This is a genomic window from Spirulina sp. 06S082 (genome assembly GCF_034932145.1).
In the GTDB taxonomy this organism is placed as follows: Bacteria; Cyanobacteriota; Cyanobacteriia; order Cyanobacteriales; family Spirulinaceae; genus CCY15215.
Genome location: NZ_JAYGHV010000402.1, coordinates 1 through 20336, shown reverse-complemented (window position 1 = coordinate 20336; position 20336 = coordinate 1). Strand labels below are relative to the sequence as shown.

The window sequence follows — 20336 nt, the reverse complement described above, 5'->3', positions numbered from 1 at the left end:
TGTCAGAGAATTAGTAGCAATGGCCTTCAATTGCGTCGATCTTGACTGGCAAAATTATGTTGAAATCGATCCTAAATTTCTGCGATCGGACGAACACTTTCAACTGGTTGCGAATCCCACCAAAGCCCGAGAGAATTTACAGTGGCAATTTCAGACCGATTTATCGGCCATAATCGAGAAAATGGTCGCCAAAGATTTGCAACGCATTCAACTCGGCCAAATAGAACCGATTAAAACCAGGGGCTAAAATTAAGGGGAAATGCGAGGAGTGAATATTTTGCCAAACTCAAAAAATACGGTTGATTATGTTTTTGTTTTTCTCGAGATTTTTGCTAGGGAAGGGGGGATTCAATCTTACGTCAAAGATATTTTGCGGGCATATCTCGAACTGTTCGATTCTGCTGAGGGGAAAAGCGCTGAAATTTTTCTCCTGCGGGACTCATCGAAGTGCGAGAATCCTTTTTCAAGCGATCGCCTCCAATTTCACTATCTCAAAACCCTTCCGCCTTGGTTAGGGCGCGTTAAACTGGCGCTGGCGCTATGGGCTGGTTTATTATTTCGCCGTCCCCAGCACGTTTTTTGCGGGCATATTAATTTAGCGCCTTTAGTTCAGGTCTTTTGTCAGTGTCTGGGAATTCCTTATACAGTTCTCACTTACGGTAAAGAAGTGTGGGAGCCTTTACCCCCAAAACAACTTCAAGCCCTGCAACAAGCGGATTCTATTTGGACGATCGGTCGCTACAGTCGCGATCGGGTTTGTCAGTCTAATGGAATTTCTGCCGAGAAAGTGCGCTTGCTGCCTTGTGTTGTGGATGGGACGATCTTCGATCGCGATCGCAAACCCCCCCATTTACTAGAAAAATATAATTTGGGAAATGCCAAAGTCCTGATGACTGTCGCCCGATTGTGGTCGGGAGATATTTATAAGGGGGTTGATGTTACCATCCGGGCTTTACCGGAAATTGCCCGCGTTTTTCCTGAAGTTAAATATTTGGTGATTGGACGCGGGGACGATCTTCCGCGTTTGCAGAAATTGGCCGCAGATTTGGGTGTAGGCGATCGGGTCATTTTTGCAGGTTTTATCGCCACAGAAGACCTTCCCGATCATTATCGCGTTGCTGATGCTTATATCATGCCCTCCCAAGAAGGATTTGGGATTGTCTATCTCGAAGCAATGGCTTCCGGTATTCCCGTCCTTTCGGGGGATGCAGATGGTTCCATCGATCCTCTACAAGATGGTAAGTTAGGGTGGCGAGTCCCTCATCGGGATGTTGACGCAGTTGCAAGGGCCTGTATTGAAATACTAAATGGTCTGAGCGATCGAGCCGATCCGCGCTGTAATGGGGAGTGGTTGCGCGAATGTACCCTTGCTAAATTTGGGAAAGAAACCTTGAGACAAAAACTCAAACAATTGCTAGAGGAAGCAGAGAAGGTAAAAACCTAGGAGATCGAAATTATGAATCAGAATTTTTCTAGACTCGCTCAAATTAATTTATCTGGGGTCGGCTGTTGGTTAACCATCTTGGCCTTTATTATTCTTTTAAGTGCCTTGGGGTTAGGTTGGGTTCTCAATTGGATTTTTATTCTCATTACTTTACCTTTTGTATTTCTCTTTATCGGCTTTTTTGTTCTCCGTTGGTGGGTTGGCCGTAATGTCGTACAAGATGAATGTCCTGTCTGTAATTATTCTTTTACTGCTTTTAATGGTCTCGATCTTAACTGCCCCAATTGTAATGAATCCCTTCTGGTGGAAAAAGGAAAATTTGTTCGCATTACACCTCCTGGAACAATTGATATAGAAGCAATTGAGGTGGATGTGAAGCAAATCGGAGAATAAATTTGGTTTTGCTATATCCTCGACGGTAAGCGAGAAATTGTGATTGCCGATCGCGGTTTCTTTTGGCATTATAGAGAATAGAGATAAGCCAAAACTAAAGGCGATCGCCAGCAACCCCCGAGGTGCATTCCTATGTCCGGTCAAACCCAGATACTCTATCCCACCGATAATCTTAATATCAACCCTCATTCTGTCGTTCCACCGTCGGAGTTAGGCGATCGCATCAATGGGAATATGAGCAAAAGTTTTGCTTCTCTCGATGCTGCAATTTCTCCCAATGATATTACGAATAATATTGCCTTGGTACCGCGCGATCGCCTACCCTCACCTCCCAATAATCAAACACCGCAACAATTACGCTTTACCCTCGACAAAAGCAGCTACACCTTGACAGAAAGTATTGCAATTCGTGAAGGTTGGGTCTGGGATGGAGATGGCGCGATCGACCTCGATCGCATTGAATTAGAAATACAACAAAATGGAAATTCTTTAGTCAATCTCGGCCAAATTACTGATATAACCGTTGCTTCTTGGGATACGAAATGGGGGAGTTTTCATCATCTGTTGCCAGATTTGGAACTCACTGGAGGAGATTATGCCTTATCCGCGATCGCCTACGATCGTTTAGGGGCTGCGAGTACTTCATTTCAGCGCAATTTTAAAGTTATTGACCCTAATTTTAACCCTAATTCTACTCCCGATTCTCCTCGTTTTTCCCTCGATAGAATAACTTATGAAAGCGGCGATATTTTACAGATTCAAAATGGTTGGGCTTTTGATAAAGATGGCGCGATCGACCTACAGAAAATTACTTTTACCCTCGAAAATTCTACAGGAAACGCGGTTCTATTTTCCGAACAAACGAATTTAACTCCCGCTTCTTGGAGTTCCAACTGGGGCAGTTTTATCCATAAGATTCATCTCGCAGGGTTGAATGTAGGAAATTATACTTTACACGCGGTTTCTTACGACCAATCTAATGCAAAAAGTGATATATTTTCGCGATCGTTGACGATCGATGACCCAATTCTAAGTAATAATAGCCCAGAAAAATTACAATTTACTCTTGACAAAACGACCTATAGTTCTAACGAAACTTTAAATCTAAAAAATGCTTGGGTTTCCGATCTAGATGGTGCAACAGATATCGATCGCATTGACGTGAGTTTATGGTTAAATGGCAACGAACTCTTTTCTCCTCAGCAAATTACTAATTTAACACCTGCTGCATGGAGTCCAAATTGGGCAAATTTTGATTATAATTTGAACCTGAGTAATTTTGGGAGTGGGACATATACTTTAAAGGCGATCGCTTACGACAAAATAGGGGCAGCGAGTAACAGTTTTGCACGCCAGTTTAAACTAATTACCCCTATCAGTAATTTTAGTAATTTCGCTATCTTTGACGCTTCAGGAGATACGACAGCGAATACAGTGTTTCAAGATGGTGCATTGCGATTGAACTATACTTTAGAGAATATCTTCGATCTCGAGCGCGTCCGCTTGGAAGCATGGCAAAATGGCTCTCTTTTCTCGACTTTAGGGACTTGGAGTAATAGCGATCTCAAGGATGCGTTAATTAATTTAGATGGCTTAAATTTAGTCGGAGGAACTTACAATTTTCGTGCTGTTGCTAATACTTTCAGTGGTTTAGAAATCAATTCATTTTTCCAAGGTTTAAATATTTTCAGTTGGGATGAGAATACGACTCAGTTTGGTACAGTAGCGGGAGAATTTTTAAGTTATAATGATATTGCTGGAATTGGTCATATTTTTGTTGGACGAGGTGGCACAGATACCCTTTCTCTCGGCTTGGATCGCGATCGCATTGCCAGTATTAATGGTATTAACTTAGCCAACTACGATCCCTTTAATTCAACCAGCAAACAAGCCATTTTCCAAGGAACTGCTTTTGATTTTATCAGCTTAACTAATGGCAATGAGATTTATTTTCAAGGCATCGAAAGACTAGAATTTACCACGGGAGATATTTTAGATTTACAGGTAAAAGCAAATGATACTTATTTTAACAAACAATGGAATTTACGGGTTTCTGATGTTGAAAATGCGTGGCGTTTTAGTCGAGGTTCTCAGGATGTTTTATTAGTTACCCTAGATACGGGAATTTTAAGCGAATTCGGTTCTTCCGATGGGGTTTACGATTTAGATTTAGATAATCGCCTCATTACCGATTCTACCGATGTTGATGGCTATAAAAATTATGGTCACGGCCATTCTGCTACAACAATTATGGCAGCAACCAGTAATAATAATTTTGGCGTGACAGGAATTAATTGGTATAGCGATGTTTATGTGACCAATGTTTATATTGATGGGGTAGACTTGCAAACTGCAATTAAAGAGGCGATCGCCTATGCCAAAGCAAGCGATCGCCGCGTCGTCTTTCAAACAGGGGTTCAAGGAGAATTTTGGCTCACTCAAGGTGGAACTCAAGCACAGCTAGAAGAACTTATACGAGACAACGCCGATCGCGCTATCTTTGCAGTTGCTGCGGGGAATGGAGGGCAAGATATTGATATTCCTGACGATACGCGATTTAGTGGCGGTGTGGCCAGATTGCAAACCAACCATGAAAATGTTATGGCGATCGGGGCGTTAGGAAAAACAGGGACAACAACAATTGACGGGTTAACCAATGCTACCAGTGTCGATCGCGCTTCTTATTCCAACTATGGTTCAAGTTTAACCCTCATGGCTGCCACGGATTCCCCTGCAATGAACAAATTGGGTAGTTTCTCTACCTTTGGCGGTACATCGGCAGCAAACCCTAATATGGCAGGTATTGCCTCTCTGGTTTGGAGTGTGAATACTGCCCTGAGTGGTGGGGAATTGCGGCAAATTCTGATTGATACTGCAATGGATTTAACCACAACCCGTTTAGGAATTGCCGCAGGAGAAGGCAAAGATGCTGCTTTTGGTCATGGGTTGGTTAATGCCGATGCTGCGATTCGTCGTGCTGTTGCCTTGAGTCGGAACAAAGAACTGGCAAACTTATATAATGGGCGATCGCAGTTTGCCTAAAAGAAATTCTCTCTCGATCGTTCCTCACAAAATCCTCCATGAAGCAGAACAAAACTGACTCACTGAATCGATTCCTTTATATTTCTGGACTGACAATAGCGTTGCTATTTTCAATCTTAGGCTTTGATAAGCAAGGCTTGGCTTATTCTCCTTGTTGTCTAGAAAAGAACGAGAAATCAGCAAAAAGCGATCGCAAATCGCTCTTTGATTTAGGAATTGGCAAAGATGCAGAAAAAGTTGTTCAAGATAATACCACTTTTGCTGTCGATCTTTATCAACAACTGCGAAACCAAGAAGGAAATTTATTTTTTTCCCCCTTTAGTACATCTGCTGCACTGGCAATGACCTATGGTGGTGCGAGAAGTACAACTGCAACAGAAATGGCCAATGTTTTGCATTTTAATCTTCCTTCAGAACAATTTCATGCGGGATTTGCTGACATATTGCAGAATTTTGAGAATTATTTCAGCGAAACGCTGAAAATTGCCAATCGTATTTGGGTTCAGAAAGACTATTCTCTTCTCGATGATTTTGTCGCTTTGACTCGCGATCGCTATCAGGCTCCTTTAGCCCAATTAGATTTACAAAACCAGCCCGAGTCGTCACGTCAAACCATTAATCATTGGGTTTCTCAAAAAACTAATGAAAAAATTCAAGAGGCAATTTCTGAAGGAATAATAAATAGCCTCACGCGATTGGTTCTGACCAATGTTATTCATTTTAAAGGACTATGGGCTTCTTCTTTCGCGACTGAAAATACTCAAGAACGTCCCTTTCAAATCGATCGCGATCGCTGGATCGATATTCCCATGATGTACCATGAGAGAGTATTTGCAAACTATAAAGAGTATCCCGATCTGCAAGTTATAGAGCTTTTCTATCGGAATAGCCCGATAACTATGATTATTCTTTTACCTCGAGAGTTCGGGGGACTGATTCAACTGGAAGAGCAAGTGACGGTTGATAATTTAAGGCAATGGTTCTTAGATTTAGAGGATAGTGAATCAGCAAGTATTGAAGTTTTTTTGCCTCGATTTAAAATGGAATCTGACTTGTTGCTAAAAGAAACTCTAATCGAAATGGGAATGCCTCAAGCCTTTGGAAGCCAGTCAGATTTTTCGGGCATAAATGGAGACAAATCTTTATACATACAGGAAGTTGTTCATAAGGCCTTTATTGATGTTAACGAACGAGGAACAGAAGCAGGAGCAAGCACATCGGTGATTGTCGGAACAAGAGGAATAACAGAACGACACCAATTCAAAGCCGATCGCCCTTTCTTGTTTCTTTTAGTTGATAAATTCTCAAACAGTATTTTATTTATGGGTCGCGTGACAAATCCTCTCGAATAGGTCATATTAAAGCCAGTGAATTGTTCATCATTCCGTTGCATTTTGTTAAGATAAAAAGAAAATAGTTTACGATCTCCTCTCAATCTGCGATCGCCTCTACTCCAGCAACCGAAAAACCCTCTTGGCAAATCAAACTTCTCTACGACGGGTTGTGTCCCCTTTGTGTGCGAGAAGTTAGCTTTTTGCAAAAACGAGATGCGGGGCGAGGTTTAGTGATGTTTGTCGATATCGCCCGAGACGACTACGATCGCGCACAACATGGCAATATTGACTTTGAGACGGCAATGGGTCGCATTCACGGCATTCTTGCGGATGGAACAATCGTTTAGTTCTCCTCGCAAGAGTTCGAGGGATTATTTATAAGCGGTGAGGGTCATTTCCATGAACAATGAGCAATCTAAACTCCCATCATAAAAGAAAATTGATAGAATCAAATGCGTCCTCGATCCTCTCCCCCTTTTTTATGACTGTTCCTCCCTTCTCCCCCGAAGAAATCGCCTCAGAAGGCATTAAACCGGCCGAATACGAAGAAATCGTCAAGCGCCTCGATCGCCACCCCAACAAGGCAGAATTGGGGATGTTTGGGGTAATGTGGAGCGAACATTGTTGTTATAAAAACTCTCGTCCCCTCCTCAAACAATTTCCCACTACAGGGAAACATATCCTCGTCGGACCCGGTGAAAATGCTGGAGTTGTGGACTTAGGAGACGGGCATCACCTCGCCTTTAAAATTGAATCTCACAATCATCCCTCGGCGGTGGAACCCTTCCAAGGAGCAACCACTGGAGTCGGTGGTATTTTGCGAGATATCTTTACAATGGGGGCGCGTCCGATCGCCATTTTAAATTCTCTGCGCTTCGGGAGTTTAGAAGAGGCGAAAACCAGGCGCATTTTTAATGGAGTAGTGGAAGGAATTGCCCATTATGGCAACTGTACCGGCATTCCTACCGTGGGCGGTGAGGTCTACTTCGATCGCGCTTATTCGGGCAATCCCCTCGTGAATGCCATGGCCTTGGGACTGATGGAAACTGAGGAAATCGTTAAATCTGGAGCCGCAGGTATTGGCAATCCCGTGTTATACGTGGGTTCAACCACAGGACGGGATGGCATGGGGGGCGCGAGTTTTGCCAGTGCGGAACTCAGCGATGATTCAATGGACGATCGCCCCGCCGTACAAGTGGGAGATCCTTTTTTAGAGAAGTCTTTAATCGAAGCCTGTTTGGAGGCATTTAAAACCGGGGCAGTCGTAGCAGCGCAGGATATGGGGGCAGCAGGTTTGACTTGTTCAACCTCGGAAATGGCAGAAAAAGGAGGGGTCGGGGTTGAGTTAGATTTAGATAAAATTCCCGCCCGAGAACCGGGGATGACTCCTTATGAGTATCTCCTCTCGGAGTCCCAAGAAAGAATGCTGTTTGTGGCTAAAAAGGGACGAGAAGAAGAATTAATCGAGATTTTTCACCGTTGGGGACTCCATGCTGTGGTTGCGGGAAAAGTAATACAAGAACCCATTGTGCGAATTTTCCACCAAGGTCAAATTGCTGCCGAAGTTCCCGCCGCCGCTTTAGCAGAAGATACTCCCATCTATCATCGAGAATTGCTCTCAGAGCCGCCAGAATACGCGAGGAAGGCATGGGAATGGACTGTATCGAGTATAGTAGGTGCGTGTACGGAAGAAGGGATTGAAATTGGCGAAAAATGGCAGAGTTGGAACGAAGTTTTATTGCAACTCCTCGATACTCCTTCCCTCGCCTCAAAACGCTGGGTTTATCGCCAATACGATCATCAAGTACAAAATAATACTCTCGTTCTTCCCGGTGCTGCCGATGCTGCTGTAATTCGCTTGCGTCCGATCGCCTCGGCCCTTGAGAAGGGGGGTGGCGATCGAAAAGGCGTAGCTGTGACAACAGATTGTAATTCTCGTTATGTTTACTTAGACCCCTATGAGGGGGCGAAAGCGGCGGTAGTAGAAGCGGCGCGGAATTTAAGCTGTGTGGGGGCTGAACCGATCGCCATTACGGATAATCTCAATTTTGGCAGTCCGGAACATCCCGTAGGCTATTGGCAACTTGCCCTTGCTTGTCAGGGTATTGCCGAAGCCTGTCAGGAAATGGGAACTCCCGTCACTGGAGGCAATGTTTCCCTCTACAACGAAACCCTGGACTCTGAAGGAAAACCCCAGGCAATTTACCCCACCCCGGTTATCGGAATGGTGGGACTCGTTCCCGATATTACCCGCACGTGCGGCCAAAGTTGGCAAAAAGAAGGCGATCGCGTTTACCTCCTCGGCATCCCCACCCTCCCCACCCTAAGCGCATCAGAATACCTCGCCACCATTCACGGCACGATCGCGGGCAAACCGCCTCGCATTGATTTTGAATTAGAACGAAAAGTACAAGCAGCCTGTCGTCACGGCATTCGCGAGGGTTGGGTTAAATCTGCCCACGACTGCGCTGAGGGCGGCCTCGCTTTTGCTTTGGCGGAATGTTGCATCAGTGGCAATTTAGGGGCAGAAATCAGCTTAAACCCCCCCCAAAACGCAGGTCAACGATGGGATGAAATTCTCTTTGGAGAAGGAGGAAATCGCATTTTGGTGGCGATCGCCGCAGAATCTCAGTCCGTTTGGGAAGACTATTTACAGGAGGTGCTTAATAATCTCTGGCAAGCGATAGGTACGGTGACGCAAACCGAGGGAAATTTACGCATTTCTTGCGGCTTTCGTACTTCCGCACTTCTCGATGTTAAGATATGTGACATGAGGGATCGCTGGTCTCGGGCGATCGAACGGCGATTGTAGGAAGATTGGTTTTCCTTGCTCCCTCTGGCTTAAATGTTAAAGAAATATTAAGCTAAGGTTTAGAGCGGGCTATGTCCTTCAGCAGTAATCCCATCCCCCATAACATTATTTTGCTTATGCGATCGCCTGTTCTCGTTCAATGCCAGCATTTAGGAGCCCAGTAGAAATTCTATGATCCCCAATCCAATCTTTGCGAACGAGCAAAATCTTTCCCCAGCCGGACGATCGCCAGAAAACCCTGACAAAATGGAAGAAGCCTGCGGTGTTTTTGGTATTTATGCCCCGGAAGAAAATGTGGCTAAGTTGAGCTATTTCGGTTTATTTGCCCTTCAGCATCGCGGTCAAGAATCCGCCGGAATTGCTACTTTTGCTGGGGACAAAATATACCAGCACAAGAATATGGGGCTGGTGTCTCAAGTGTTCAATGAGGAGATTTTGAACGAGATGCCGGGGGATTTGGCGGTGGGACATACCCGTTATTCCACCACGGGATCGAGTTTAAAGGCCAATGCTCAACCGGCGATCGTCAAAACGAGATTGGGTCATTTAGCTTTAGCACATAATGGCAATCTTGTCAATGTTAAATCTTTACGACAAGAATTGGTACGGCGAGGCTGTCAATTTGAAACCACGACAGATTCAGAAATGATTGCCCTGGCGATCGCCAATGAAGTCGATAGTGGCAAAGAATGGTTAGATGCGGCGTTAAGTGCCTTTGGAATGTGTCGGGGTGCCTATAGTTTGGCGATCGCGACTCCGGTGGGACTGATGGGAGTGCGCGATCGCTATGGCATTCGTCCCCTTGTGATTGGTATTTTACCGGGTAAGCCCCAACGCTATGTTTTAGCATCGGAAACTTGCGCTTTGGATATTATCGGGGCGGAATATTTACGGGAAGTGGAACCAGGGGAATTAGTTTGGATTACAGAAGAAGGCATGGCTTCCTTTCATTGGGGAGGCAAACCCGAGCGGAAATTATGTGTCTTTGAGATGATTTATTTTGCCCGTCCCGATAGTGTGGTGAATGACGAAACTCTCTATAGTTACCGAATGCGGTTAGGGAAACGCTTGGCGCAAGAATCCCCCACCGATGCCGATGTAGTCATTGCGGTGCCAGATTCTGGGGTACCGGCGGCGATCGGTTATTCGGAAACTTCGGGTATTCCTTATGGGGAGGGATTGATTAAAAATCGCTATGTAGGACGGACGTTCATTCAACCGACTCAACATATGCGAGAAGCAGGAATTCGCATGAAGTTAAATCCCCTCAAGGATGTTTTGCAAGGAAAGCGAGTGATTTTGGTGGATGATTCCATTGTCCGAGGAACCACCAGCCGGAAAATCATCAAAGCGTTGCGAGACGCAGGTGCAACGGAAATTCACATGAAAATCTCTTCTCCTCCTGTCACTCACCCTTGTTTCTACGGCTTGGATACGGATAATCAGAGTCAGCTAATTGCCGCAACCAAATCGATCGCGGAAATTGCCGAACATATTGGTGTTGACTCTCTGGCTTATTTAAGTTGGGAAGGGATGCTGGAGGAAACTGGAGAGTCTCCGAGTAGTTACTGTTCTGCCTGTTTTACAGGAGATTATCCCATTCCTATTCCTGATAAGATGAAACAAGAAAAATTGAGCTTGGAAAAAGTAACGGTTTGAAATAACGAGAGATGAGGAATAAAGGATGAGGAAAGAATCAATTTTTTCTCATCTTCCTCTTTTTTTTGATTCAATACAGAAACAAACTCGATCTGCGACGATTTACGCGATGCAGTGCAATATTTGATATAGTTAGAGTTTAGGAATTGTCCTAGAAAATTTTTACAAAACTTAATTAATTAGAGAGCTTAATGTCATGCAACCTTTATCCACAGCATCAATGCTGCGTTTAAGCATCATATTATTCAGTTCAACTACTGTAAACTTATTGTTTGCGGGAGAAAATTGGGGACTAGAAACAAACAATTTACCAGAAAATGCGATCGCAGTTCAATTCCGATCCGATTTATCTCCAACTAAAAGCCTTGAATCTATTCCTGATTTAGCCAAAGAATCATTTAAAGTTGCGAAACAAGAATCAGAAGGATTTAGCGTTGAAACTGCAAATATCTCGATCGCAGAAGGCGATCGCAACGATGTAGTCTTAATCGGAGAATTAATCGGAGAAAATACCAATCTTATTGCTCAAGACCAACTCATTGATATTCTTTACTCATCTTTTTTAGCATCCTTAGAAGCAGAAAACCAAAATAATACTTTTGATTCATTAGATGAATTGAGCATTGAAACTGCAAATTTACCCATTAAAGAACGTAAGAAAGTTGAGGCGATCGCAATTGATGAGAATAACGAAGCTAACCACCCAGAACTTTTGCCATCTCCAGCAATAAACTCAATAACAAGATCGACAGGAAATACTTTTCCTGCGCCAGGAGAAGTGAGTTTTAAAGCTGAGGATCTATTAGCACAAGAGAGTAATGAATCAGAAGATTCTAATGCAGATAATGACCCCGAAACAGCAAACGATCGCCCAGAAGTCGAACAAGAAGTATTAGGAGGAGATCTCAATATTCCTTTTTCTAGTGATTTTGGTTTGGGAGTGTTCATCGGCGAACCAACAGCACTACAAGGACAAGTTAGAGCGAAACCCGTTTTAAGAGGAACGCGAACTTCTGCCAATTTACCAGCAACTGCTTATTTTCGTCAAAAATTCGGTACAAATAATAATTTACTCCTTATTTTAGGGGGAGACCTCTGGGTTATCGATCCCAAATCTTTCGGTTTCGATCTCAGTTATTTTCACGATTATGAATCTTCGAGATTGTCGGTCAATATTGCTAATATTCAAACTGAATATCCTGCTTTTAATGGTGGTACTCGCGAAGTCAATTTACCGAACGGAAATAAACCCATCTTTGATAGTATTGGTGGAGGAATAGAATACTTGCAGGTATTTAATCCAGAATGGAGTGTTGCTTTTGGGCTTAATTATTATAAAGTTTCCATTCGAGATGGGTTGCTTTCTTCGAGTTTAGAACCAGTCGATGAATTAGGTAATCGCTTAACCGTTAGCGATCGCGGACAAGACGATCTCTTAAGTCTCAATATTTCTGCACTCTACAATAATGTTAATGATTCTCAATTTCCTAGCGAAGGAACTCGCATTCGTTTGGGTTTAGATCAAGCTATTCCTGTGGGGGATGCTAACATTGCCTTTAATCGATTGAGTGGGAATTTAACTCAATTTATTCCTCTCGATCTATTTGGTTTTACCAAAGGACCGAGAACTTTAGTTTTGAATCTTCAAGGAGGAACAATTTTAGGACAAGTTCCTCCTTATGAAGGCTTCACTTTGGGAGGAGGAGGATCGATTCGAGGTTATGATGTGGGAGATATTGGCACCGGTCGCAGTTTTATTTTAGCAACGGCTGAATATCGTTTTCCTGTTTCTTCTATAACCTTATTTCAGGAGAATTTAGACCTCATTGGCAGTATTTTTGTTGATTATGGTTCGGATTTAGGAACGGGGAATAATGTCCTCGGTCAACCCGGTGAGGTACGACAAAAACCCGGTGATGGGTTTGGGTTTGGTGTGGGATTATTAACCAAGACCTCGATTGGATTATTCCGCTTTGAATTAAGTTTTAGCGATAATGGTGATAGCGCTATTTATTTTAATATTGGCGAACGTTTCTAAAGAATAGATCGATTATTAAATTATTAAAATTGATTGTTAAACCTTAGAAATATGGCGATCGCGAACAAATTGTCCGATCGCTTCTGCGGTAATTTGCGGCTGTTCTAAATGGGGGACGTGACCGCAGCGATCGATCCAAACCAATTTATTATTGGGAATACGCTGCTGAAAAATGCCTGCATCTTTCGTCCCTAAAATTTTATCATTACGTCCCCAGAGAATGAGAGTCGGTTGTGCGATCGCTGGTAAATGCTGTAAAAATGAACCGTAACCCCCACTTTTCGTAAAAGCCATTAATGCTTCATGCCAGCGATCGCATTGTAAATGTAAAGCTGCACAGAAATTTGCATCATCTGTCGCTAAACTTTTATCAAAATAGGCTGTTTTGCTAATATTTTCTCTGACTTTCGCGTTGCTTAAAAAATTGGTCGCCCAGCGATCGAAGGGAGGAAATAATAACTTCCAAAGCGCAGGGGGTTTAGCAATACCAGCACTATCAAGAAGTACCAATTTTTCCACCACTTCTGGATAAGTTAAGGTAAAATCGATCGCAGTTGCACCACCCATTGAAGCGCCAACCAGAATAATCGGTTTAGTAATAAATGTTTGCCAAAAAGCGTGGAGATGAATCTTAATGGCATTCGTATCAAAAGGAATATCTGCGCGACGTTCTGTAAAACCAAATCCTAAAAGATCGACGGCTATTACTTCGCGATCTGCTGCCAATAATGGCAGTAAGCGACGGAATTCAAACACGGAACTATCAAAACCGTGTAAGAGTAAAATCGGTATATTTTCTTTCTCTGGGGCAGTCGTAGCAACATAAGCTGTAGAGATAGGGCGATCGCTAAAAGGTGTTTCTATCGGTTGAACGGCAATTTTTTGCGCGAGGGCGATCGAAGTTTCTTCGCTGAGATATACCGCATCAGAAGCAAAAGAATCAAGAAACATAGAAAAACAAGACAGAAAATATTTGTATAAACTGATTCTACTACAAATTAGAAGTCAGAGCCAGACTAATAAAGATAAGTTTTACTTCAGAATTAGATGCACGAAAAAGAGGTAAAATGGAAAAAACCAGCAACCTATCGATCGATGCAAATGGTCTTCTTCTTCTCAGTCTTTGCGAGGGAGGATTAGTCGTTCTCTTTCAAGGACAAGTTAAGGCTATCAAGTTAACGCGATTAAATTAGATACGCTGCGATCGCGACGAACCCAGATCGGTTTTTAGCTGGCTGTTGCGTTAAACTTATTTTAATTCTCTTATGCCTCGTATGCCTTTACACCGAATCATTATTATTATTGTTGGCATTAGTCTTATTCTCGGCTTAATGTTATGGCTGGTGGATTCAATCTATCGACTTTATTTACAAATTTCTTTTACTGCGCCTCTTTTAGCCAATCTCGTTCTCTTATTACTGATTATTTTATTAGGCTTACTGATTGCTGCTTTTGGTTACTATTTTAACTTATTTGCCCTTAAAAATCCTCGGCAGAAAAACAAGCGAGGTCGCATTCTAGCTAAACTCCCCGAAGAAAAAACAGAGGTTGCTGGAGAAACCTTAAAAGCAGTTCGTCAACAAGTCGAGAAAATCCAGGATCGCATTGCCCAAGAAGCATTATTGAGTCGATCGCGAGAAATTGAAGCCAGTTTGAACCGAGGAGAAATTAAAGTTGTTGTCTTTGGTATTGGTTCTGCGGGCAAAACATCTCTGATTAATAGCCTCATTGGTAAAATGGTCGGGGAAGTTGGTGCAGCAATGGGAACGACGCGATTAGGAGAAACCTATCACCTGCAATTACAAGGTTTAGAACGAGAAATTTTGCTAACAGATACCCCTGGAATTTTAGAGATTGGCAAAGGTGGAATAGAAAGAGAAGGAATCGCACGCAAATTAGCAACAGAGGCAGACCTTTTATTATTTGTGGTGGAGGGAGATTTGCGACAGTCTGAATGCGAACCTTTACAGATTTTAGCACAGATTGGCAAGCGTTCTCTCTTAATTCTCAATAAAATCGATCTTTATACGGAAGAAGAGGTAGAAACTATTTTAGTTCAATTACGGGAACGAGTACAGGAATTTATCTCTCCATCTGATGTAATTGCAGTTTGTGGGAATCCTCAAGCCGTACAATTGGAAACCGGGCAAATGATTGCACCCGAACCAGAAATCATGCCTTTAATTAAACGATTGGCAGCAATTTTACGATCTGAAGGAGAAGATTTAATCGCCGATAATATTTTGTTACAATCTCAGCGTTTAGGAGAAGAAGCTCGCAGTTTAATCGATAAGCAGCAACGCAAACAAGCAGATAAAATTATCGATCGCTTTCAGTGGATTGGTGCAGGGGCAGTTATTGTCACTCCTTTACCTGTTTTGGATTTATTGGCAACGGCGGCAGTTAATGCCCAAATGGTGGTAGAAATTGGTAAGGTCTATGGTTGTGAATTAAATATGGAAAGAGGGCGAGAATTAGCGCTTTCTTTGGCAAAAACATTGGTTAGTTTGGGAATTGTTAAAGGGGCGGTAAAAATGCTCTCAACTGCCCTGCAATTTAATGTCGCAACCTATTTCGTTGGGAAAACAATTCAAGGCATTACTGCTGCTTATTTAACCCGCATTGCTGGCAAAAGTTTTGTAGAATATTTCCGACAAAATCTCGATTGGGGGGATGGTGGCATTACGGAGGTAGTACAGGAACAGTTTAAGTTAGTCAAGAAAGATGAATTTGTGAAAGCCTTTGTGAAAGATGCGATCGCCAAAGTGGTGGAACCGATTAAAAACAGTCTCGAAATCGAAACATCCCAGTCTGAGGTTATTCCTGAGATTAATCAGGGTAATATCCCAGAAGCGATAATTTATGAGAAAGCAAAAGAGAAAGCAATCTTAAAGAAAAACTTGGAAGAACCATTAACGGCGATCGATGATTGGGAAACTCCACGTTCTCCTCAATCCGATGACTGGTAGTTTATCATCCTATCATTATTTGGTGATGAAATCCAGCTTTTTTTGATTTCTTAATCTTTGCCAAAAGACGTTAATTAAACTTATTAGAGAAAAAAGTAAAAATTGTTATGATAGTAATAACGAAGGAAAAAAAAGTGAGGTGCAACATGAAAAATTTAGGAATTATTGCTCCCCTGACCGTTGCGATCGCGCTTCTTATGGGAGTTCCGAATCAACAAGCGAGTCAACAAAACATTCTATCTGAAGGTATTCTATCTGGAAATGCGGCACGAGCAGAAACCCCAGAAGAGTTAGAAGAGTTACAAGTTCAAAATCCCGTAGATCGCCTGTTATCGACAGGTCAATGTCGTGGGTGCGATCTATCCGGAGTAGACCTTTCCGAAGCACATTTAATTGGAGCCGATCTCAGGGATGCAAATTTGGAAGGTGCTATGTTAGTCAGAACGAATTTAGAAGGTGCGGATCTAACTGGTGCAAATCTAACCGATGCCGATTTAACAGAAGCCATGCTATCTGATTCCATATTGGATCGAACCATCTTAAATCGCGTTAATTTAACCAATGCGACCCTCTACAATATTACGGCGGCGGGTGCCGAAATGAGCGAGCTGATCTTAACTGGTGCTGAAATTTTAGATACGACTCCCGGTATTGGTGGCGATCGCGAACAATTCGATGAAAATGCGATCGAGATGGATGCAAACTAAAATAAACAAAAATTCTGCATCCTTGAGAGTAGAATTAAGAGTAGAATTAAAAGATGGAGGCGTTTCTAACAGCGCCTCTTTTCAGTAAATAATAATTTATGTTTAAAGTTCTTCATGTTATTCCTTCCGTTTCGTCAGCGCGAGGGGGTCCAACTCAAGTTGTTTTAAATTTAGTCAAAGCCTTGCGCGATCGCGATATAGATGCAGAAATTGCCACAACAGACGATGATGGTTTAGAGGTTTTAGATGTTCCTCTCCATCAGCGTATTGAATATGAGGGTGTTCCTGTTTGGTTTTTCCCGCGCTTTTCTGCGCCAAAAAATACGATTTCCCTCGGTAACGATCGCGGTTTCCTCTTTTCTTGGTCTTTAACGCAATGGTTATGGCAAAATCTCGCCAATTATGACATTTTAGATCATCATTATTTATTTTCTTATAGTTCTACTTGTGCCGGGGCGATCGCCAGGTGGAAAAAGATTCCCTATACTGTTCGGACAATGGGACAATTATCCCCCTGGGCTTTAGCACAAAGTCAGCGTAAAAAGCAAATATATTCAGCTTTAATCGAACGTCGAAATCTTAATCAAGCGGCGGTTATTCACTGTACCACGGAGGGAGAAGCTGAAGATGTTAATAATTTTGGTATTGTCGCACCTAAAGCCATTTTACCTTTAGGAGTGCAATCGGAGATAATTATTGATGATGCAGGCTCAAAACTTCGCCAAGTTTATCAGATTGCTTCTACAACTCCGATTATTTTATTTCTCTCTCGCATCCATTATAAAAAACGTCCAGAATTATTACTCGAAGCACTTCATTCTCTCAAAACCAAACAGGAATTTCATCTTATTTTTGCAGGTACGGGAGAAGAAGAATATTTGAAAAAACTAGAAAGTTTGGTTGCATCTTTTGACTTAACATACAATGTTACCTTTGCTGGGTTTTTAACTGGGGAAAGTAAAGCATTAGTCTTACAAGGTTCCGATCTATTCATTTTACCTTCCTTTGCAGAAAACTTTGCGGTTGCAGTCGCCGAAGCAATGGCGGTAGGATTACCTGTTATTGTCACCCCTCAAGTGCAAATTTCCCCGGAAGTTCTTGCAGCTAAGGCTGGGTTAGTGGTAGAAGGGGAAGTGAAGCCAGTAGCCGAGGCGATCGCGACTCTCCTCGCATCTCCTCAACTGCGTCGCGAATTAGGTGATAATGGCAAAAACTTAGTCAAAACTCGCTATTCTTGGGATGCGATCGCCGGACATCTCATCTCGGTTTATCAGACCATTATTAATGAACAATAAACAATTATTAATGAAAGACAACCCACAACAAATAACCAATAATAAACAACCAATATGCCTGCATATTGGTTGTGGTTTAATTATCGCTGAAGGCTGGAAAAATATTGATGCTTCTCCCTCTTTAAGATTAGTTAAACTCCCTGTGATTGGACGTTTTTTGATTCCCATACTCAATTTACCGGAATGGTCTACAAATGCACAATATGGAAACATTGTCAAAGGTTTAGATATTGCTCCCAATAGCTGCGATTTAATCTATGCTTCCCATGTTCTCGAACATCTCAGTATTCTTGATTTTAAAATTGCAATGGAACGAATTTACTCTTATTTAAAACCCCAAGGAATTTTCCGCGCAGTTGTTCCCAATTTAGAAGATTTAATTGCTACTTATATTCAGGAAAAAAAGGAAGAAAATCTTGCATCTCAAGCCTCCATTAATTTTATGACTAACTCTTTGATTGGTCATTTAGGGACGCGAAAAGCACTAGGCGATCGCCTGAGAGAAATGTTTTCTAATAATCGCCATCAATGGATGTGGGACAAATCTTCTCTGACTAATGCCTTTATCGAACAAGGGTTTAAAGAGGTTCGTCTCTGTCAATATCAAGAATGGCGAGACGATCGCTTTGCGCGAGTCGAACATCCTGAAAGTTTTGAAAATGCCATTTGTATTGAAGGGGTTAAAAAATAGAGAAGATAAACATACAAAAAGTCCCCAATATTCTCTTGAGAAATATTTGGGACTTTGTAATTAAAAATCAATAAACAACTGCACTGGGTCCCTCAGAAATACCCGTACCGCGAACCTCTTTATCGCCAACCCACTCCGAGCCATCAAAACTATTACACCATAGCCAGCCGCTATCTCCTCGACCTTGATGGAACACAGAGATTTTGTCATTGTAGACCACAGATGAAGAGCCAGCAGTTATTCCCGTGTTGGGTATCTTTTCATCTCCAACCCACTTCGAGCCATCAAAAACATTGTACCAAAGCCAGCCATTATCCCCTCTTCCTTCATGGAAAACATAGATTTTTCCCTCGTATACCACCGCATCCGGATCGTCTGTTAATCCCGTACCGCGAACCTCTTTATCTCCAGCCCATTCCGAGCCATCGAAAACATTATACCAAAGCCAGCCGCTATCTCCTCGACCTTGATGGAACACATAAATCTTATCGTCATATATTACTGCAGATGGGCTTGAAGTAATGCCCGTACTAGGTACTTTCCGATCGCCAGACCACTCCGAACCATCAAAAACATTGTACCAAAGCCAGCCATCATCTCCTCGGCCTTGATGGAACACATAAATTTGGTCATTGTAGACCACAGCCGAGGGTCCTGCGGTGATTCCCGTTTTGCGAACCTCCTTATCTCCAGACCATTCGGAGCCATCAAAAACATTGTACCAAAGCCAGCCGCTATCTCCTCGACCTTGATGGAAGACATAGATTTGATCTTTGTAGAGTACGGTGGATGGATCTCCGGTTATTCCTGTGTTGGGTACTTTTTCATCCCCAGCCCATTTATGACCATCAAATATATTGTACCAAAGCCAGCCGTCGTTTCCTTGACTTTGATGGAACACATATATATTGCTCATTTTTGAAAAATATCTCCAATTGTGGTTTAAGTTTGATTTGAAAAAATGTCGAAATATTGTGCTTGAAAAAGACCTACAAAAGTTTAAAACATTTTTGAAGTATGGCGGCGATCGCAAGGGAATCAGCCATTTAAAACAATTATAACGATAAAAGCTCAGAAGGCGGCGATCGCGTTTTCTCTATTATAATGATTTAAGATAATCTGAATCTAGACACTAACTTGAATTTTACGGATGTTACACAGATGACAGCAGTAATTGCAGAACATATTAAAATCGATCCAGAGATTTGTGGTGGGAAACCTTGCATTGTCGGACATCGGATTAGAGTACAAGATGTTGTCATTTGGCATGAACAAATGGGACTTTCTCCAGATGAAATCGTATCGCGACATCCTACAATTACTCTCGCAGATGTATATGCTACATTGGCTTATTATCACGATAATTTTGATGAAATTCGACGACAAATTCAAGAAAGCGAACATTTTGTGCGAGAAATACAAGCAAAAATCCCTTCCAAAGTACAACAATTGGTGGAATTGTGCGTGGATTGATTTTGATTTGGGAGGTTCTCGAACCCTTAGAGATGGAGAATCATGTAGAATTTCTCTGAGGGAATCGATCGCGGTTGGTTATTGTTTCTCAATATCTCCACTGATGATTTCTTCTCCTTCATAATCTGCTGGTGAACCGCATTGGCGATCGCTTTCGTTTTATTCTTCATTGTCGGGATTTTGTTCTTGGAGTTGCGCGATCGCATCGGTAGCGATTTGGCGAACTTCGCGATCGGGGTCGTTTTGGAAGAAGCCGAGGAAAGTTTCTTCGGCGATACTAAGGCCGGGGATCAAGGTTTTCAGGGTTTCGATTCCTCCCCGTTTGAAGGCGTTGAAGAGGCGAGTTTTGAGAGTGGGATTACTTTGGATGGCTTCTTGGAGGATTTCCGATTCTGTGGCGGTTGGGTTGTCTTGTTGCAGTTGTTGCAGGAGTTGTTGGATTTCGGCGGCGGCTTCTTTCAGGTCTTGGGTTGCGTCCA

General features: G+C 42.6%; 17 protein-coding genes and 2 pseudogenes. 15 read left to right on the top strand and 4 right to left on the bottom strand.

Features of this window, described 5'->3' with window-relative positions; translation table 11 throughout:
- From VB714_RS24335 to VB714_RS24295, 9 genes and pseudogenes are all read left to right on the top strand, one after another.
- A partial coding sequence (locus tag VB714_RS24335) for a GDP-mannose 4,6-dehydratase (RefSeq protein WP_323227516.1) occupies nt 1-247 on the top strand: 247 nt, incomplete at its 5' end.
- 30 nt (nt 248-277) lie between these two features.
- Nucleotides 278-1444 (top strand): glycosyltransferase family 4 protein, encoded by a 1167-nt coding sequence (locus VB714_RS24330; RefSeq protein WP_323227515.1) that lies wholly within the window; start codon nt 278-280, stop codon nt 1442-1444.
- Between the two features lie 12 nt (nt 1445-1456).
- A complete protein-coding gene (locus VB714_RS24325) occupies nt 1457-1837 on the top strand; it encodes a hypothetical protein (protein WP_204102168.1) in 381 nt (126 codons plus the stop codon).
- Between the two features lie 132 nt (nt 1838-1969).
- Entirely contained in the window at nt 1970-4879 is a 2910-nt protein-coding gene (locus VB714_RS24320; RefSeq protein WP_323227513.1) for a S8 family serine peptidase, read from the top strand.
- Nucleotides 4880-4980: 101 nt separating this feature from the next.
- On the top strand, nt 4981-6231 hold the full coding sequence (locus VB714_RS24315; RefSeq protein WP_323227511.1) for a serpin family protein: 1251 nt from the start codon (nt 4981-4983) through the stop codon (nt 6229-6231).
- A gap of 71 nt (nt 6232-6302) precedes the next feature.
- A pseudogene (locus VB714_RS24310) lies at nt 6303-6557 on the top strand (DUF393 domain-containing protein); the annotation flags it as partial.
- A 137-nt stretch (nt 6558-6694) separates the two neighbouring features.
- Entirely contained in the window at nt 6695-9025 is a 2331-nt protein-coding gene (gene purL / locus VB714_RS24305) for a phosphoribosylformylglycinamidine synthase subunit PurL (protein ID WP_323227510.1), read from the top strand.
- Between the two features lie 171 nt (nt 9026-9196).
- Nucleotides 9197-10684: an amidophosphoribosyltransferase gene (purF, locus tag VB714_RS24300; protein WP_323227508.1), complete on the top strand. Its 1488-nt coding sequence runs from the start codon at nt 9197-9199 to the stop codon at nt 10682-10684.
- Nucleotides 10685-10880: 196 nt separating this feature from the next.
- On the top strand, nt 10881-12722 hold the full coding sequence (locus VB714_RS24295) for a BamA/TamA family outer membrane protein (RefSeq protein ID WP_323227506.1): 1842 nt from the start codon (nt 10881-10883) through the stop codon (nt 12720-12722).
- A gap of 36 nt (nt 12723-12758) precedes the next feature.
- On the opposite strand, the gene VB714_RS24290 is transcribed toward VB714_RS24295, so the two are convergent.
- Entirely contained in the window at nt 12759-13673 is a 915-nt protein-coding gene (locus tag VB714_RS24290) for an alpha/beta hydrolase (protein ID WP_323227503.1), read from the bottom strand.
- A 116-nt stretch (nt 13674-13789) separates the two neighbouring features.
- Here VB714_RS24290 and VB714_RS24285 point away from each other — a divergent pair, with 116 nt between their 5' ends.
- The 5 genes from VB714_RS24285 to VB714_RS24265 all read left to right on the top strand — a co-directional run bounded on the left by VB714_RS24285 (nt 13790) and on the right by VB714_RS24265 (nt 18384).
- Nucleotides 13790-13915 (top strand): hypothetical protein, encoded by a 126-nt coding sequence (locus VB714_RS24285; RefSeq protein WP_323227501.1) that lies wholly within the window; start codon nt 13790-13792, stop codon nt 13913-13915.
- A gap of 81 nt (nt 13916-13996) precedes the next feature.
- Complete coding sequence (locus VB714_RS24280) at nt 13997-15691, top strand: YcjF family protein (RefSeq protein ID WP_416309783.1); 1695 nt, start codon at nt 13997-13999, stop codon at nt 15689-15691.
- A gap of 146 nt (nt 15692-15837) precedes the next feature.
- Complete coding sequence (locus tag VB714_RS24275) at nt 15838-16398, top strand: pentapeptide repeat-containing protein (RefSeq protein ID WP_323227498.1); 561 nt, start codon at nt 15838-15840, stop codon at nt 16396-16398.
- 98 nt (nt 16399-16496) lie between these two features.
- Nucleotides 16497-17693: a glycosyltransferase gene (locus tag VB714_RS24270; protein ID WP_323227497.1), complete on the top strand. Its 1197-nt coding sequence runs from the start codon at nt 16497-16499 to the stop codon at nt 17691-17693.
- Nucleotides 17683-18384 (top strand): class I SAM-dependent methyltransferase, encoded by a 702-nt coding sequence (locus VB714_RS24265; RefSeq protein ID WP_323227496.1) that lies wholly within the window; start codon nt 17683-17685, stop codon nt 18382-18384. Before VB714_RS24270 ends, VB714_RS24265 begins: the two co-directional genes overlap by 11 nt.
- 67 nt (nt 18385-18451) lie before the next feature.
- Here VB714_RS24265 and VB714_RS24260 read toward each other — a convergent pair whose 3' ends face one another.
- On the bottom strand, nt 18452-19300 hold the full coding sequence (locus tag VB714_RS24260; RefSeq protein WP_323227495.1) for a hypothetical protein: 849 nt from the start codon (nt 19298-19300) through the stop codon (nt 18452-18454).
- A 245-nt stretch (nt 19301-19545) separates the two neighbouring features.
- Here VB714_RS24260 and VB714_RS24255 point away from each other — a divergent pair, with 245 nt between their 5' ends.
- Nucleotides 19546-19857 carry a DUF433 domain-containing protein gene (locus tag VB714_RS24255; RefSeq protein WP_323227493.1) on the top strand — a complete coding sequence of 104 codons (312 nt, stop codon included), beginning with the start codon at nt 19546-19548 and terminating at the stop codon, nt 19855-19857.
- Between the two features lie 26 nt (nt 19858-19883).
- Here the strand turns inward: VB714_RS24255 and VB714_RS24250 are convergent, their stop codons facing one another.
- Nucleotides 19884-20027: a hypothetical protein gene (locus VB714_RS24250; RefSeq protein WP_323227492.1), complete on the bottom strand. Its 144-nt coding sequence runs from the start codon at nt 20025-20027 to the stop codon at nt 19884-19886.
- Nucleotides 20017-20336 (bottom strand): annotated as a pseudogene (locus tag VB714_RS24245) (hypothetical protein); the annotation flags it as partial. The pseudogene VB714_RS24245 and the gene VB714_RS24250, both read right to left, overlap by 11 nt.

Coding starts and splice junctions, on each gene's coding strand:
- VB714_RS24325 (WP_204102168.1), top strand. CDS start 1,457: ATGAATCAGAATTTTTCTAGACTCGCTCAAATTAATTTATCTGGGGTC.
- VB714_RS24320 (WP_323227513.1), top strand. CDS start 1,970: ATGTCCGGTCAAACCCAGATACTCTATCCCACCGATAATCTTAATATC.
- purL (WP_323227510.1), top strand. CDS start 6,695: ATGACTGTTCCTCCCTTCTCCCCCGAAGAAATCGCCTCAGAAGGCATT.
- purF (WP_323227508.1), top strand. CDS start 9,197: ATGATCCCCAATCCAATCTTTGCGAACGAGCAAAATCTTTCCCCAGCC.
- VB714_RS24295 (WP_323227506.1), top strand. CDS start 10,881: ATGCAACCTTTATCCACAGCATCAATGCTGCGTTTAAGCATCATATTA.
- VB714_RS24290 (WP_323227503.1), bottom strand. CDS start 13,673: ATGTTTCTTGATTCTTTTGCTTCTGATGCGGTATATCTCAGCGAAGAA.
- VB714_RS24285 (WP_323227501.1), top strand. CDS start 13,790: ATGGAAAAAACCAGCAACCTATCGATCGATGCAAATGGTCTTCTTCTT.
- VB714_RS24280 (WP_416309783.1), top strand. CDS start 13,997: ATGCCTTTACACCGAATCATTATTATTATTGTTGGCATTAGTCTTATT.
- VB714_RS24275 (WP_323227498.1), top strand. CDS start 15,838: ATGAAAAATTTAGGAATTATTGCTCCCCTGACCGTTGCGATCGCGCTT.
- VB714_RS24270 (WP_323227497.1), top strand. CDS start 16,497: ATGTTTAAAGTTCTTCATGTTATTCCTTCCGTTTCGTCAGCGCGAGGG.
- VB714_RS24265 (WP_323227496.1), top strand. CDS start 17,683: ATGAACAATAAACAATTATTAATGAAAGACAACCCACAACAAATAACC.
- VB714_RS24260 (WP_323227495.1), bottom strand. CDS start 19,300: ATGAGCAATATATATGTGTTCCATCAAAGTCAAGGAAACGACGGCTGG.
- VB714_RS24255 (WP_323227493.1), top strand. CDS start 19,546: ATGACAGCAGTAATTGCAGAACATATTAAAATCGATCCAGAGATTTGT.
- VB714_RS24250 (WP_323227492.1), bottom strand. CDS start 20,027: ATGAAGAATAAAACGAAAGCGATCGCCAATGCGGTTCACCAGCAGATT.